Here is a 15,371-nt window from a genome sequence, read left to right as displayed (position 1 = left end):
CCGTCTCCATCAACGGTATCGGGCGCTGGAGGATCGACCCATGTGTGAACCGCACACGTGCGCCCGACTTCCATGGGCCGCGACTCCGTCGCGTGCCGGGCTCCGTCCGATACCAGGCGCCCGTGCACGACGACGAGGATAGGTGAGGCTAGGCTTACTTCATGCGCAGCGCGACCCTCCTCCGATCGAGACGCGCGCTCGCCGTCGGCTCCCTCGGAGCCGCCCTGCTCGTGATCGCCCTCGCGAGCCTCATGCTCGGCAGCAACCTCATCAGCCCGGTGGCGGTCGTCACCGCCCTGTTCGACCCGGCCCAGGACACCGGTGCCGTCGTCTGGGGCTCGCGGGTGCCACGGACCGTGCTCGGGATCCTCGTCGGCACGTGCCTCGGGATCGCCGGGGCGGTCATGCAGGGGCAGACCCGGAACCCGCTCGCCGACCCCGGCCTCTTCGGCGTCTCGGCCGGGGCGAGCCTCGCCGTCGTCGTCGGGGTCTACGTCCTCGGCACGAGCTCGGTGGTCACCACCCTCTGGCTGGCCTTGCTCGGTGCCACCGTCGCCAGCGTCGTCGTGTTCTCCGTCGCCGCACTCGGCCGCGGACTCTCGAGCCCCGTGCCGCTCGCGATCGCCGGCACCGCCGTCTCGGCCCTGCTCGTCGCCCTCACCTCCTACCTGGTGCTGTCGGACGAGACGACGCTCGCGGCCTACCGCATCTGGGTGGTCGGCTCGCTCTCCGGGCGGTCGCTCACCGGTGTCGACGCGGCGCTCGTCTTCGCCGGGCTCGGCCTCGTGTTCGCTATCGCGAACGTGCGATCCTTGAACGCCCTGGCGCTCGGGACCGAACTCGCGAACGGACTCGGCGAGAACCTCCTCCGGGCACGCCTCGTCGGGCTCGCGGCGATCACCCTGCTCACGGCGGCGGCCGTCGCGCTGACCGGACCGATCGCCTTCGTCGGACTGACGGCTCCCCACATCGCCCGGACCCTCGTCGGCGGGCATCACGGCTGGCTCCTCGCCGCGTCGGGACTCGTCGGGGCGAGCGTGCTCCTGGCCTGCGACGTGATCGGACGCCTGATCGGCGGCACGGCCGAGGTGCCCGTGGGCGTCGTCCTCACCGTCATCGGTGGCGCGGCCTTCATCATGATCGTGCGGCGCGGACGGATGGCCGAGCTGTGAGCGTCGGTCAGGAGGGGAGCCGGGTGTTCGGCCGCCTGTGGCGCGGTCGGGTCGTCGTCGTCACGAGCGTCTGCCTCGTCGTCGCGCTGGTGTTCGCGCTCCTCGGCATCGTCGCGGGATCCTCCTCGCTGACGATCCCCGACGTCATCACCACCCTGCTCGGCGGCGGGACCGGTGGGCAGGAGCTCATCGTCTTCGAACTCCGCCTCCCCCGCGTCGTCGGCGGCCTGCTCGTCGGCGCCGCCCTCGGCCTCGCCGGGGCGCTCACCCAGACCTTCGCCCGCAACCCACTCGCCACCCCGGACATCCTCGGCGTCACCTCCGGTGCCGCGCTCGGGGCCGTGGCCGCGATCGTCCTCGTCGGCGGCAGCTACTCCGTCGGTGCCGGCGCGCTCAGTCTCGGCCTACCCGCCATGGCCGCGATCGGCGCGCTCGTCACTTCCGCCGCCGTCTACGCGCTGTCCTGGCGCGGCGGGGTGGACAGCTTCCGACTGATCCTCATCGGCATCGGCGCCACCGCGACCCTCGGTGGCATCACGAGTTACCTCATCGCCCGCGCGCAGATCACCGAAGCGGCGGCCGCCGCGCAGTGGCTCGTCGGCAGCCTCTCGGGCATCTCGTGGTCGAGCGTGTGGCCGGTGCTCGTCGCGCTCGTCATCCTCACCCCGATCGCGGTCCTGCAGACGAGCAGCCTCGACATCAGCCAGCTCGGCGACGAGCTGTCGACCGGCCTCGGCGTCGCCGTCCAACGGCACCGGATCATCGTCATCGCGTGCGCGGTCCTGCTCGTCGCCGCGGCCGTGTCGGCTGCGGGGCCGATCGAGTTCGTCGCCTTCGTCGCACCGCAACTCGCCCGCCGGATCGCCCGCACCGGCCGTCCGCCGCTGCTCGCCTCGGCGCTGCTCGGCGCTGTCATCGTGACGGGCGGCGACGCGCTCGTCCGTGGCGTCCTGCCGGGTGAGATCCCGGTGGGCATCATCACCGCGATCGTCGGCGCGCCCTATCTCATCTGGTTGCTGACGCGCCGCAAGGAACGGGAGACCACCGCATGACCAAGCCCGTCATGACCACGAACCAGCACCCGGCCCCCGCCCTCGAGGCCCGCGGCGTCTCGCTCGCCTACGAGCAGACGGTGGTGTTCGAGCAGCTCGACCTCCGCATTGAGTCCGGGCAGGTCACGACCCTCATCGGCGCGAACGGGTGCGGCAAGTCGACCCTGCTGAAGGCGTTCGGTCGGCTCCTCACGCCGACGGCCGGGACCGTCGAGCTCGACGGACGTGCCGTGCGCTCGATCCCGACCCGCGAGGTCGCGCGCCGGCTGGCGATCCTCCCGCAGAAGCCGCTGACGCCGTCCGCGACGACCGTCCGCGACCTCGTCTCCCGCGGGCGGCACCCGCACCAGAGCCTGCTCAAGCCGTGGACGCCCGCCGACACGATCGCCGTCGACGAGGCCCTCGCCGCCACCGGCCTCGAGACGCTCGCCGACCGCGACACCGCCTCACTGTCCGGCGGGCAGCTCCAGCGCGCGTGGATCGCCCTGGTCCTCGCGCAGCGGGCACCGACCATCCTGCTCGACGAGCCGACGACCTTCCTCGACCTCAGCCACCAGCTGGACGTGCTGCGGCTCGTGCGGTCGATCAACCGCGAACGTGGCGCCACCGTCGTCATGGTCCTGCACGACCTCACGCTCGCCGGCCGGTACTCCGACCGCCTCGTCGTCGTGGGCGGCGGTCGGATCATCGCCGACGGCACCCCCTGGGAAGTCCTCACCCCGGCCGTCCTCCGGGAGGCGTTCGACCTCGACGCGATCGTCATCCCCGACCCGAGCAGCGGTTCCCCCCTCATCGTGCCCGTCGACCCCGACGACGCGATCGCCCTCGACGCCGGGTGATCCCGGCGAGCAGGGATTCCGATATCGTTTTGTAACTTAGGTTCGGCTACCCTAAGTATTATGACGATCTCCTCACGCCTCCGCCGCGCCGCACTCGTGCTCGTGCCGGCGCTCGCCCTGGTCGGCCTCGCCGGCTGCTCCCCCTCCGCCGCATCCGACGCCGACAACAGCGGCGCCTGGAGCTACACCGACGACACCGGCACCACCGTCAAGCTCGACAAGCAGCCGGAACGCATCGCGAGCTTCGCCGACTACGCGCTCGGCCTGCACGGCAACGGCGTCGACCCCGTCGCGGTCTTCGGACGCGTCGACGTGGCGACCGACCCGCGCTTCGCGGACTACGACCTCGGCGACACCGCGATCGTCGGCAACAGCTACGGCGAGATCGACCTGGAAGCCCTCGCCGAGGCCGCTCCCGACCTCATCGTGACCGGCCTCTACCCGACCGACCGCGAGGGCACCCTCGACCTCAAGGGCCCGTACTACGGGGTCGCCGACGTCGAGCAGCAGGAGCAGCTCGAGAAGATCGCACCGGTCGTCGCCATCAAGGTCGGCGGCAAGGGCGCCGACGTCATCGCCTCGCTCAACAAGCTGTCCGAGGCGCTCGGAGCCGACGACGACACCATCGCCGCAGCCAAGGAGCGGTACGACGCCGCTGCCGCCGACCTGACCGCCGCCGCGAAGGAGACCGACCTCGAAGTCACGCAGATGTACGCGGACGCCGACGGTGTCTACGTCGTGAAGCCGCAGGACGAGCCGGAGACCGAGCTCTACAGCGAACTCGGCGTGAAGTACACGAACGCGAACCCGGACGGCTACTACTACTGGGACATCTACAGCTGGGAGAACGCGGCCCAGATGATGACCGGTGACGTCCTCCTCGTCAACGTCGAGGGCTTCCAGCAGAGCGACCTCGAGGCGCAGGCGACCTTCGCCTCGCACCCGGCCCTCGTCGCCGGTCAGATCCACTCCTGGAACACCGCCGCCCTCGACTACACCTCGCAGGCGAAGCAGATGGAGAAGCTCGCCGGCGTCCTCCGCGAGTCGAAGGCGCTGTAACCCCGACCGTTCCGCCCATGTGACCTCGACGCACCGAAGCCCCATCGGAGTGTGTCGAGGGCACATGGGCGGTCCTCATGGCAGCCGGTAGCCTCTTCAGGCGTCCGGGCCGTCCCGGTGCGCCCAACACGAAGGAGTGCCATGGCCATCGACAGCGCGCGCGAGAGCGCCCCCCGCGGAACGGACACCGCCCGAGGACAGAGCGACATCGATCGCGACGGGCTCGACTCCCGGGTGCAGCGCCGGCGGGCCATCCTCGCCAGCTCCGTCGGCACGGTCATCGAGTGGTACGACTTCACCCTCTACGGTCTGGCGTCGGCACTCGTGTTCGCCCCACTGTTCTTCCCGGGCGCCGGCGACCTCGCCGGGCTGCTCGGGGCGTTCGCCGGCTTCGCGGTCGGCTTCGGTGCACGCCCCATCGGCGGGCTCATCTTCGCCCACTACGGCGACAAGCTCGGTCGCAAACCCACGCTCCTCATCACGCTGCTCTTCATGGGCGTCGCGACGACGTTCATCGGGCTGCTGCCCACCGCCGAGACCATCGGCATCTGGGCGCCGATCCTCCTCATCGTCCTGCGGATCTTCCAGGGCATGGGATCGGGTGCCGAGTTCGCCGGCGCGATCACGATGGCGAGCGAGTCCGCCGACGTGAAGCACCGCGCGTTCGCAGCCTCCTTCCCCGGCGCCTCCGTCTACGTCGGCATGGCCCTCGCGACGACCGTGTTCGCCGTGGTGAGCGCGCTGCCGACCGAGCAGTTCCAGAGCTGGGGCTGGCGCCTCCCGTTCCTCGCGAGCGTCGTCATCGTCGCCTTCGCGCTCTACTTCCGCCTGCGGGTGAAAGAGACGAAGGCCTTCGAGAGTGCCGAGGAGCGCGGTTCGACCAGCTCCGCACCGCTCGTCGGCGCGATCCGCTCGCACTGGCGCGTGATCATCTGCGGGATGGCGCTGTTCGCGTTCGCGCTGCCGTGGGTCTACGTGGTGCAGGTGTTCTCGCTGTCGTACGTCACGGGCACCCTGACGGTGAACCCGACGGAGGCGCTCATCGGCCTCATCGTCGCCGAGGTCCTCACCATCCCGACGGCGCTGCTCTTCGGCCGCCTCGCCGACCGCATCGGCCGGAAGCCCGTCCTGATGGGCGCTGCGATCTTCGGCGTCCTGTACGCGTTCCCGATGTTCCTGCTCTACAACACGGAACAGTCGGTCGTCGTCGCGCTCGGCCTGATCCTCGGCCTGGCGGTCATCCAGGGCTCCACGATCGGCACCTCAGGGGCACTGCTCGCGGAGATCTTCCCGACGTCGATGCGCTGGAGCGGCATCGCGCTCTCCCGCGAGATCCCAGCGGCGCTCGTCGGCGGCACTGTCCCCCTCGTCGCCACGGCCCTCGTCGCCGCGAGCGGCGGAGCCCCGTGGCTCGTGGCCGCCTACCTGCTCGTGCTCAGTGCGATCGGCATCGTCGGCATCGCGTTCCTCCCGGAGACCCTGCCGCGCAAGCAGCGGGGCTGACCTGAGAGCTGACGACAGGAGCGGCCCGGCCCGACGGCCGGGCCGCTACTCCTCGTCCCAGGTCATGCGGCGGCCCATCACGGGCACGGAGGCCAGGAGCTCACGGGTGTACGCGTCCTCCGGTGCGGCGAGGACCGTCGAGGTCGGGCCCGCCTCCACCACCCGGCCGGCCTGCATGACGCTCACCGAGTCGCACATGTAGTTGACGACGGCGAGGTTGTGGGAGATGAACAGCACCGTGAGGTCGAGTTCGCGCTGCAGCTCGCGCAGCAGGTTGAGGACGATGCCCTGCACCGAGACGTCGAGTGCCGAGGTGATCTCGTCCGCGATGAGCACCTCGGGTTCGGCGGCGAGCGCTCGGGCGATCGTGATGCGCTGCCGCTGACCGCCCGAGAAGGCGGACGGCAGCTCCGAGGCCCGGTCCGGGTCGATCTGCACCCGTTCGAGGAGCTCGCCGACGCGTGACCGCTGCTCCGCGCGACTCCAGGAGCGCCCGGTGGCGCGGGAGCCCTCGGCGATCGACAGGCCGATCGGCATGCGCGGGTCGAGTGCGGAGTACGGGTCTTGGAAGACGAGCTGCACGCGGCGGCGGGCCCGACGAGCGGCGGCGGAGCGTCCGACGATGTCGGCGCCGTTCAGGCGGATGCTCCCGGCCGTCGGGAGGACGAGGCCGACGGCGGCCGCCGCGACGGTCGACTTCCCGGAGCCCGACTCCCCGACGAGCCCGTGGGAGGTGCCGGGCCGGACCGTGAGGTCGAAGCCGTCGACCGCCGTGTGCGCCGAAGCGCCGTGGCCGTAGCGGACGGTGAGGCCGGAGAACTCGAGACCGGTCATGCGCGCTGCCCTTCGGTGGTGGTGATGGGCCCTTCGACAAACGGTTCCTGAGCCTGTCGAAGGGCAGGGACCAGGAACGACTCGCCGATGACCGGGAGCGGCATGGTGCGGTCCGAGGTCATGTCCGGTACGCAGGCGATGAGCCCCTGGGTGTACGGGTGGCGGGCCTCGTGGAGGCGGTCGGCGTCGAGGGACTCGACGATGCGGCCGTCCTTCATGACGAGGATGCGGTCGCAGAAGCCGCTCACGAGGGCGATGTCGTGCGAGATGAGCAGGATCGCGGCGCCGGTCTGGACCTGTGCCTCGTGGAGCACCCGGAGGACCTGCCGTTGCACGGTCACGTCGAGTGCCGTCGTGGGCTCGTCGGCGATGAGCAGCTTGGGGCGTCCCATCAGGCCCATCCCGATCATGGCCCGCTGGCGCATGCCGCCGGACAGTTCGTGCGGGAACTGCTTGAGCCGTTTCGCGGGGAGCGGGATGCGCACCGACTCGAGCGCGGCCTCGGCCCGCTTCGTCGCTTCGGCCGTCGACAGGCCCTCGTGGACCTCGACGGTCTCGCGGAGCTGCTTGCCGATGGTGAGCGAGGGGTTCAACGAGGTGAGCGGGTCCTGGAAGACCATCGCGAGTTCGAGGCCCAGGCGGCTGCGCTCCCCCGCGGTGAGGGGTGCGGTCATGTCGATCCCGCGGAACGTCAGTTCAGACGCCTGCACCGACGAGTCCGGTCCGAGCAGGGCGGCGATCGCCATCGCGCTCACCGACTTGCCGGATCCGGACTCCCCGACGACGCCGACGACCTCGCCGGGCATGATCGTGAGGCTGATCCCGTGGACGCGCTCGACGAGCCGGCCGTCGCGGTCGGGGAACGCGACGCGGAGGTCGCGGACCTCGACGACCGGCGCCTCCTCGGTGGGGACGGCGGCCGTGGCGGCCTCGGCCGCAGCACGCGAGCCGCGTCGTCTGGCGGGCGCCGGCAGGCCGAGCAGCCGCTTCGACGACTCGTTCCAGAGCTCGCCGAGCTGGGTGAAGATGACGCCGCACACGACGAGCGCGATGCCGGGGCCGATCGCGGCCATCGGGTTGCCGTAGATGCGGGCGATGCCGAGGCCGAGCAGGCGACCCCAGTCGTACTCGGGTGCCTGCACACCGAGGCCGAGGAAGGACAGGCCGGCGAACGCGAGGAGTGTGCCGGAGGCCGAGACGGCCGCGTTCACGAGCATCGGCGGCAGCATGTTCGGCATCACGTGCCGGACGAGCACCTCGGCCTGGCCGACGCCGGCGATGCGCGCGGCCTTCACGTAGTCGCGGCCGATGAGCGAGGAGGCGAGCGTGTAGGTGAGGCGTGCAAAGGTCGGCACGCCGGCGAAGCCGACGGCGAGCATCGCCCCGGTCGCGCTGGCACCCCAGATGACGGAGAAGAACAGCGCCATCAGCAGCCACGGGAACGACAGGAGGATGTCGATGAGCGCCGTGACGAGGCGACGCAGCGGGCGCGGCAGCACCGTCGCGACGGCGCCGAGCAGCACGCCGCCGACGACGGAGATCGCCGTCGCGCCGAGCGTCAGCAGCACGGACACCCGCGTCGCGACCATGACCCGCGCGAACACGTCGCGACCGAGCTCGTCGGTGCCGAAGGGGTGGGCGAGGCTCGCGGTGGCGAGGCGGTCGGCGACGGAGGTCGTGTCGGCCGCCGTCCCCCACACGCTCGGGGCGACGACCGCGACCGCGATGATGAGGAGCGCTCCGAGGGCGCCGGTCAGCCCGCGCGGGGTGCGGAGGCGGTCGAGCAGCGGCGAGCGACGGGTGCGGGTGGGTGTGCTCATGGGCTCAGCCCTCCGTGATCGACGAGCGCGGATCGATCGTCGCGAGCGCGACGTCGATGAGGAGGTTGAGGCCGAGGACGAGCATCGCGTACACGAGCACGATGCCCTGGATCATCGGGTAGTCCTTCGACGTGATCGACGACACGATGCTCGTGCCGAGGCCGGGGATCGCGAACACCGTCTCGATGAGCACGGTGCCGGCGACCATGCCCGTGAGGATGATGCCGCCGATCGTGAGCGTCGACGTCACCATGTTCGGCAGCGCGTGCCGCAGGTAGACGAGGTGGGTCGGTAGCCGTTTGCTGCGGGCCGTCGTCATGTACGGCATCTCGAGGACCGCGAGCATCTCGACGTGCACGATGCGCGCCAGGTAGGCCATGGGGCCGACGGCGAGCGCGACCACCGGCAGGATCGCCTGGTCGAACGAGCCCCAACCGGCCGCCGGCAGCACCTTGAGCCCGATGCTGAACACGGCGATGAGACCGACGGCGAGCAGCAGGCTCGGGATAGCGATGAGGACCCCGAGGAGCCCGGAGACCCCGAGGTCGGCGAGGCGGCGACGGCCGGTCCGCGAGGACACCGCGGTGGCGACACCGATGGGGAAGGCGCCGATCGCCGCGAGGAGGAAGGACGCGACCGCGAGGGTGAGGGTCACCGGGAAGCGTTGCGCGATCGTGTCGGCGACCGGACGCTGCGAGCCGATCGCCGTGCCGAAGTCGCCGCGGAACAGGCCGCTGACGTAGTTGACGAACTGCTCCGGGACCGGCACGTTCAGGCCGAGGTCGGCCCTGGTGCGCTCCACGAGCTCGGGGGTCGCGCTGTTCCCGAGTGCCGCCCGCACCGGGTCGCCCGGCACGAGCTGCACGATGAGGAACGTCGCGACGATGACGATGGCGAGGGAGACGAGCACCCGGCCCAGTCGTCGGAGGATGAAGGACGTCCGCGGCGAGAGTCCGCCGAGGACACCACGACCCCCTCGACGCGCGACCGCCGGGCCGCCGGGGCCCGTGGCCTGGTCGGTGGCCTGTCCGGTGGTCACGGTCGAGGGGATCGCCATGATCAGCCGACCATCCGGATGCTCGTCGGGCGGATGAAGTTCGGACGCTCGACCTCGGCGCCGTTCAGGTACAGGAAGTCCTGCGCGTCGGCGATGGGGAACACGTCCGTCCGCTCGATGAGCTTCGCCTCGGCCTGCTGCCACAGGTCGCAGGTCTCCTCAGGTGAGGCCGTCTTGGCCTGCTCGGCCAGGGCCTCGTACTCGGGGTTGTCGACGAACATGAAGTTGTTGCCGCCCTTGTCGGGGGTCTCGCCACCGAAGAAGGTGTTCACGATGACCGGTCCGCCCGGGGCGATCTGGACGAAGCCGGTGTCCCAGTCGAAGGTCGAGAACAGCTGCTCGGACCAGGCGTTCGCGTCGTTGCCCGAGAGCTCCGTCGTGACGCCCAGCTCGTCCCAGGTCTGCTGCACGAGCTCGGCCGCTGCCGCGTGGCTCGGGGTCGCCGCGTCGTAGATGAACTTGATCGTCAGCGGCTCGCCGTCCTTCGAGCGCTTGCCGTCGGAGCCGAGCGTCCAGCCGGCCTCGTCGAGCAGTTCGCCGGACTTCTCGACGTCGGTCTCGGGGAGCGTCCACTGCGGGCCGTCCGCGACGCAGAGGTACGGGCTCTTCACGACGAGCGACTTGGACTCCTCGGCGGTGCCGTCGGTGACGACCTCGCCGACCTGCTCGCGGTCGATCGCGGTGACGAGGGCCTCACGGACGAGCGGGTCGGAGGTGGGGCGTTCCGGGCGCTCGTTGAAGAGCATCTCGCCGATCGGGTTGCGCACGCCCTCGCTGCCGAGACCGGCGGCCTCGACGCGGTCCTGGTCGGCACCGCCGATGCTCGCGGCGTTCACGTCGCCGGAGAGCAGCAGGTTCGCCGCAGTCCCCGGGTCGGTGACGACCCGGACCTCGAAGGTGTCGGGCAGGCCCTTGGTGTCGCTCGTGACATCCCCTGGACCCCAGGTGTAGTCGTCACGCTTCGTGAAGGTGTAGCTGGAGCCGGGCGTCGCCTTGTCCAGCGCGAAGAGGCCGGTTCCGTTCATCGTCTCGACGAGGGAGTCCGGGTCGTCGAGGCCGGCCTGGCAGACCATTTCCACGGTGCCGGTGTTGGCGAGGATGAACGGGTCGGGCGTCGTGCTCGTGACGGTGAGCTGGTTGCCGTCGGCGGTCGCGGTCATCCGCTCGGAGACCTGCGCACCGTAGTAGAAGGTCGCGTTGGCCGGGTCGGCGTTGTAGGTGATGTTCGCCGCGGCCGTCTCAGCGGTGAACGGGGTGCCGTCGGCGCAGGTGATGCCGTCCTTCAGCGTGTACGTGATGGAGGTGGCGTCCTCCTCCCAGCTCTCGGCCAGCCACGGGACGAGCTCGCCGTCGGCGTCGACGTACACGAGCGATTCGTAGTGGAAGCTGATGATCTCGCGGGCCTCGAGGCTGATCCCCGTCATGGGGACGAGGCTGCCGGGGTCGCCACTCATCGCGGTGACGAAGGTGCCGCCGGAGACGTACTCGCCGGAGGAATCCGAGGATTGCGAGGAGGTACACGCGGTGAGGGCCACCGCGGTGAGCGCCGCGGTGGCGAGGGCCGCCGCGGCTTTCTGCTTGCTGTTCATGCTGGATCCTTCGTACTCGGTGGCCGTGGTGCGCGGGTGGCCGGATCAGATGGGGTGAGGTGCGGTGCTGGAATGGCTGTGATGCGTGGTGCCCGGTGCGGTGGTGCGGGGAATCGGCTGGTGCTGCCCGTCAGACGGGTTGTCTCGTCGCGGTCCCGATCCTGGCGAGCGGACCCGCCGCCTTCACGGAGACCTTGAGGGTGGGACGGGTCGCGTACGAGACGGGGGTCTCGAGCACGTCGACGATCTCGACCGTGCGCGGGTCTGCGCCGGCCTGGATCGCCTTCTCGATCGCGGAGCGTCCTGCCTCCTCGATGGCGGCTGCGCGGTCGGCGAAGTCGCAGAGCTGGTCGGAACGCCCGCCGGCGAGCGCGATGGCCGCGCCGACCGCGTTGGCGACGTTGCCGCGCGCGGGGCGGAGCACCTCGCTCGCTCCGAGGACCGAGTCCGGCACGAGGAAGCCGCCACCACCGACCACGACGAGCGGGAGGCCCGTGCGACCGAGCGACATGCGTTCCACGGCGGATTCGATGCGTTCGTGGGCGACCCCGAGGGCGTGTTCGAGCGCCTGGCGGGTCGCGCGGTCGAGCGGCGGCAGCTCCCGGTCGGCGATGCCGAACTGGAGCGATGCGGCGTCGGTGAGCGTCGGGGTGGAGCCGCCGAAGAGCAGGGCCTCCTCGGTGAGCCGGTAGCCGACCGAGTCGTGCCGCGGGACGCCCGTCGCGGTGTCGACGATCGTGCCACCGCCGAGACCGACGCTCAGGATGTCGGGCATGCGGAAGTTCGTGCGCACGCCGCCGACCTCGCGCGGCAGGGTCGACTCGCGGGGGAAGCGGTCGACGAGCACGCCGAGGTCGCTCGTGGTGCCACCGACGTCGATGATGATCGCGTTGTCGGCACCCGAGAGGAACGCGGCACCGCGGATGGAGTTCGCCGGGCCCGAGCCGATCGTCAGGACCGGGTAGCGTGCCGCGTACTCGACGGCCATGAGCGTGCCGTCGTTCTGGGCGAAGTAGGTGGTCGCGTCGAGCTGCTCCTCGGCGACGACCGTGGTGAGGGCGGCCGTGACGTCGCGGGCGACGGCGTAGAGGGCGGCGTTCAGGACGGTCGCGTTCTCCCGCTCAAGGAGCCCGAGCGCGCCGATCTCGTGGCTGAGCGACACCGGGACGTCGACCCCGACGTGGTCCTGGACGAGCGCCTCGACCTCGAGCTCCTGCTCGGGGAAGGACGGGCTGAAGATGCCGCAGACGGCGACCGCGTCGAAGGTGCCGGCCAGGGCGTCGAGTTCGCGCCGGATGAGGTCGCGGTCGAGCGGTGCGATCGGGTAGCCGTCGACGAGGTGGCCGCCGCCCGCGAGGACGCTGCCGGCGAGGACCACGTCGCGCAGCTCCCGCGGCCACCCGGCGAGGGGCGGGAGCGAGGTGGCGGCGGGCGAGCCCAACCTGATGACGACGACCCGACCGAGGTCACGGCGGTTGACGATCGCGTTCGTCGCGTGGGTCGTGCCGAGCATGACGCGCGTCACGAGGCCACGGGCGTCGCCCAGTTGCTCCAGGACGTCGGCGAGGGCGGCGCGGATGCCGCCGGTGACGTCGCGGGTGGTCGGCTGCTTCGTCCACGAGACGACCTCGCCGTCGCCTGCGAGCGCGACGGCGTCGGTGTTGGTCCCGCCGACGTCGATGCCGATGGCGAGTTCGCCCGAGGTGTCCGTGACGGTGCTGGTGCCGGCGTTCATCGGGTCGCTCCCAGGGTCTCGGCCGCACTCGTCGTGCCGAACGGTTCGTAGTCGAGGTCGTAGCCGAACGCCCGGGGGCCGGCGAGTTCGAGGCCGCGCGGTGTCCGCCACAGCGGGTCGCACGCCCAGGCGAGCACGCTCACCCGCTGGCCGAAGCGCAGCATCTCGGTCGAGATCGCGTCGCCCGTCTCCGAGTCGACGATCGTCACGAGGTCGGGCACGCTCACGATGACCGCGCCGTCCTCCATGACCACGAGGTTCTCGTTCTGGATCTCCACCCGGGTGAGGCGACCTCGGTGCTCGCCGATGCCCTCGACCGTCACGGAACCGCGGGTGAAGCCGCCCTCGGTGCGCCGTTCGATGTCGACGACCTTGCCGCCGGTGATGAGCGCGGCTCCGAGTTCGTCGGTGAGCGCCTCGACCGGGTCGGTGGCCGTGAGCAGCCGTCGCCCGACCTGCACGGCCCGGCTCACGCTGCCCTCGATGACGGCGCCGCGGATGGTGTCGCGGTCCATGACGTAGTTCGCGCCGATCGAGATGGCGCCGCTCGCGACCGTGAGGGCGCGGGCGTGACGCTCGAGCCACGACAGGCTGACGGGCCGCAGGATCGAGACGTTGCCGATCACGTCGCTGAGGACGGCGTACCCGGGCGGGAGGTTCGCGACGTTCATCGCCGTCATCGGCGCCTCAGGGAACGCGCGGCCCATGCCGTCGGCGTCGAGGATGCTCAGACCGAGGCTCGCCGCCCACCCGACCGGACCGACGCCGTTGCTGCCGCCGATCTCCGTCGCCATGATCGTCGTGATGCGCTTGCCGGTGAGCCGCTGGATCTCCTCGACGATGATCTCGGCCTGCCCGGTCGCCGCGAGCATCTCGAAGCCCACAGAGGGGGCGCCGATGCCGGACATCGCGACGACGACGTCGTGCTCGTCGAGGTCGGCGACCTGTTTGACCGGCACCGGGCCGTACTGCTCGAGCGCGATCTCGACGCCGAGCTGCGGGGTCTGCACCGCGCCGCCGCCACCGGTGCCGAAGACGGCGCAACCGGCCGCGAGGGCGGGCACGTCGGCCAGGGTGATGCTCGTGACCGGGGTGGCCGACGCCGCGGACCGCGCGGCGGGGTGGTTCGTTGACATGTACCGAGCGTAGGCAGGGGTCGGAATCACGACAATGTTCCCGCAGCCCACACAATCGGGGCAGAATGTGCTCATGGCCCAAGTCACCGTCGCCGACGTCATCCTCCAAGCCGAACATCTCGGCGCTCGCTGCGTCGCCGGCTCACCGGCCGACGTCCTCGTCACCGGTGTGGAGATCCTCGCCCTCGACGAGCTCAATGACGCGACCGAGCACGCCATCGCCGTCGTCACCACCCCGGACGGTGCCGTCCCCCGGCCCTACCAGGTGGACATCGCCATCCGCCGGGCCATCGCGGCGGGGTGTGCGGCGCTCGTGTTCGTCGGCGAGTTCCCCATCGCCGAGACCTCGCGTGCGCTCGCGGGGCGCGGCGGCCTGCCCGTCATCATGAGCCAGGGCATCGCATCCGACCTCGCCGTGCTCATGGACCGCACCATCCGCGGCGGGGCGGAGGAGGCTATGTCGCGCGCCGAGTTCGCGATCCAGCGCGTGATCGCCGCCTCGGCGGCCGAGACGGAGCAGGCCTCCGGTGTCGGGGTCCGCGAGGCGATCCTCGAGGTCGCGAGCACCACGCTCGGCGTCCCGGTCACCCTCGTCGAGGACGCCGGTGCGAGCTGGCTCGAACCCGACGCCGTGTGCATCGGCGAGATCCCCATCGGCCGGGTGCACGCCGAACGCGACGACCCGGCCGCCGCCATCGCGCTCCCCGTCATCGCCTCGGTGTTGTCGCGGGCGCTGCAACGCGAGCTCCACGGCCGGTTCGGGTCGGTGCGCTCCCGGGCGGAGCTCATCATCGAGTTGATCTTCGCGGAGTCCTCCCGCATCGACGGTTTCGCGATGGACGCCGTGCGCGCCGGCCTCCCCCTGCAGCTGTCGCATGCGGTCGCGTGGTTGACGCCGAAGCACGTGAGCGACCCGGACCGCCGTGCGCCGACGGTGCTCGCCCCATCCGTGGAACTGTTCGCCCTGCAGCTCGTCGACCAACGCGACGAGCAGTGGCACCTGGCCATGCGTCGCGACGAGATCGTCGTCATCGCCTCGGAGGAGCTCGGGGCACCGGACCACCAGCGGCGGCTCCGCGACGTCATGGAGCGCATCGTCGCGCACGCCTCGTCGGTGGCCGGGCCGGAGTGGACGTTCACCGTCGGCCTCGGCACGCCGCAGAGCGGGGCCGCGGGGCTGCGGCAGTCGGCGACGGAGGCCAGGGTCGCTGCGGAGGCGGCGATCGCGGGTGGGCGGTTCGGCACGATGGAGGCGACCGACGTCACCGGGCTGCGCCGGGTGCTCCTCGACTTCTACGCGTCACCGCTCAGCCGGACGCTGCTCGACGACATCCTGTCGCCACTCGACGACCTCGGGCCGGAGCGCGCGGCGATCGCGGTCCGCACGCTCCTCGCCTACCTCAGTCATCGGAACTCGCTCGTGCGTGCGGGCGCCGAGCTGAACCTCCACCCGAACGCGGTGAACTACCGGATCCGCCGCATCGAGCAGTCGCTCGAGCTCGACCTCGCGGATCCCGACGTGCGTTTCGCGGCCGAGCTCGCCTGTCGGGTGCGCCTCATCGGCATGCCGTAGGA

12 protein-coding genes are annotated in these 15,371 nt (G+C 71.1%); 6 read left to right on the top strand and 6 right to left on the bottom strand.

What is annotated here, in order from left to right:
- Nucleotides 1-161 precede the first annotated feature (161 nt).
- The 5 genes from ITJ57_RS03415 (at nt 162) to ITJ57_RS03395 (ending at nt 5,625) form a co-directional block, all read left to right on the top strand.
- On the top strand, nt 162-1,172 hold the full coding sequence (locus tag ITJ57_RS03415; RefSeq protein ID WP_194668851.1) for an iron ABC transporter permease: 1,011 nt from the start codon (nt 162-164) through the stop codon (nt 1,170-1,172).
- Entirely contained in the window at nt 1,169-2,224 is a 1,056-nt protein-coding gene (locus ITJ57_RS03410) for a FecCD family ABC transporter permease (protein WP_370582168.1), read from the top strand. Before ITJ57_RS03415 ends, ITJ57_RS03410 begins: the two co-directional genes overlap by 4 nt.
- Entirely contained in the window at nt 2,221-3,063 is an 843-nt protein-coding gene (locus ITJ57_RS03405; RefSeq protein ID WP_228506461.1) for an ABC transporter ATP-binding protein, read from the top strand. The genes ITJ57_RS03410 and ITJ57_RS03405 overlap by 4 nt, the downstream gene beginning before the upstream one ends.
- 60 nt (nt 3,064-3,123) lie before the next feature.
- Nucleotides 3,124-4,122: an ABC transporter substrate-binding protein gene (locus tag ITJ57_RS03400; protein ID WP_194668850.1), complete on the top strand. Its 999-nt coding sequence runs from the start codon at nt 3,124-3,126 to the stop codon at nt 4,120-4,122.
- A gap of 141 nt (nt 4,123-4,263) precedes the next feature.
- Nucleotides 4,264-5,625: an MFS transporter gene (locus tag ITJ57_RS03395; RefSeq protein WP_194668849.1), complete on the top strand. Its 1,362-nt coding sequence runs from the start codon at nt 4,264-4,266 to the stop codon at nt 5,623-5,625.
- A gap of 45 nt (nt 5,626-5,670) precedes the next feature.
- Here ITJ57_RS03395 and ITJ57_RS03390 read toward each other — a convergent pair whose 3' ends face one another.
- The 6 genes from ITJ57_RS03390 to ITJ57_RS03365 form a co-directional block, all read right to left on the bottom strand.
- The gene (locus ITJ57_RS03390) at nt 5,671-6,459 is read right to left on the bottom strand and encodes an ABC transporter ATP-binding protein (RefSeq protein WP_194668848.1); all 789 of its coding nucleotides are present in this window, start codon (nt 6,457-6,459) and stop codon (nt 5,671-5,673) included.
- Entirely contained in the window at nt 6,456-8,279 is a 1,824-nt protein-coding gene (locus ITJ57_RS03385; protein ID WP_194668847.1) for a dipeptide/oligopeptide/nickel ABC transporter permease/ATP-binding protein, read from the bottom strand. The genes ITJ57_RS03390 and ITJ57_RS03385 overlap by 4 nt, the downstream gene beginning before the upstream one ends.
- Nucleotides 8,280-8,283: 4 nt before the next feature.
- Nucleotides 8,284-9,336 (bottom strand): ABC transporter permease, encoded by a 1,053-nt coding sequence (locus tag ITJ57_RS03380; protein ID WP_194668846.1) that lies wholly within the window; start codon nt 9,334-9,336, stop codon nt 8,284-8,286.
- A gap of 2 nt (nt 9,337-9,338) precedes the next feature.
- Nucleotides 9,339-10,925 carry an ABC transporter substrate-binding protein gene (locus tag ITJ57_RS03375; RefSeq protein WP_194668845.1) on the bottom strand — a complete coding sequence of 529 codons (1,587 nt, stop codon included), beginning with the start codon at nt 10,923-10,925 and terminating at the stop codon, nt 9,339-9,341.
- A gap of 130 nt (nt 10,926-11,055) precedes the next feature.
- Nucleotides 11,056-12,660, bottom strand: coding sequence for a hydantoinase/oxoprolinase N-terminal domain-containing protein (locus ITJ57_RS03370; RefSeq protein WP_194668844.1), 1,605 nt, complete (start codon nt 12,658-12,660; stop codon nt 11,056-11,058).
- Complete coding sequence (locus ITJ57_RS03365; RefSeq protein ID WP_194668843.1) at nt 12,657-13,796, bottom strand: DUF917 domain-containing protein; 1,140 nt, start codon at nt 13,794-13,796, stop codon at nt 12,657-12,659. The genes ITJ57_RS03370 and ITJ57_RS03365 overlap by 4 nt, the downstream gene beginning before the upstream one ends.
- A 73-nt stretch (nt 13,797-13,869) precedes the next feature.
- On the opposite strand from ITJ57_RS03365, the gene ITJ57_RS03360 reads away from it, so the two are divergent.
- Nucleotides 13,870-15,369: a CdaR family transcriptional regulator gene (locus ITJ57_RS03360; RefSeq protein WP_194668842.1), complete on the top strand. Its 1,500-nt coding sequence runs from the start codon at nt 13,870-13,872 to the stop codon at nt 15,367-15,369.
- Nucleotides 15,370-15,371: the final 2 nt, after the last annotated feature.

Source organism: Plantibacter sp. VKM Ac-2880 (assembly GCF_015351235.1).
GTDB lineage: Bacteria > Actinomycetota > Actinomycetes > Actinomycetales > Microbacteriaceae > Plantibacter.
The sequence above is the reverse complement of the archived record's forward strand: the minus strand, read 5'-3'. Positions and strand labels throughout refer to the sequence as shown.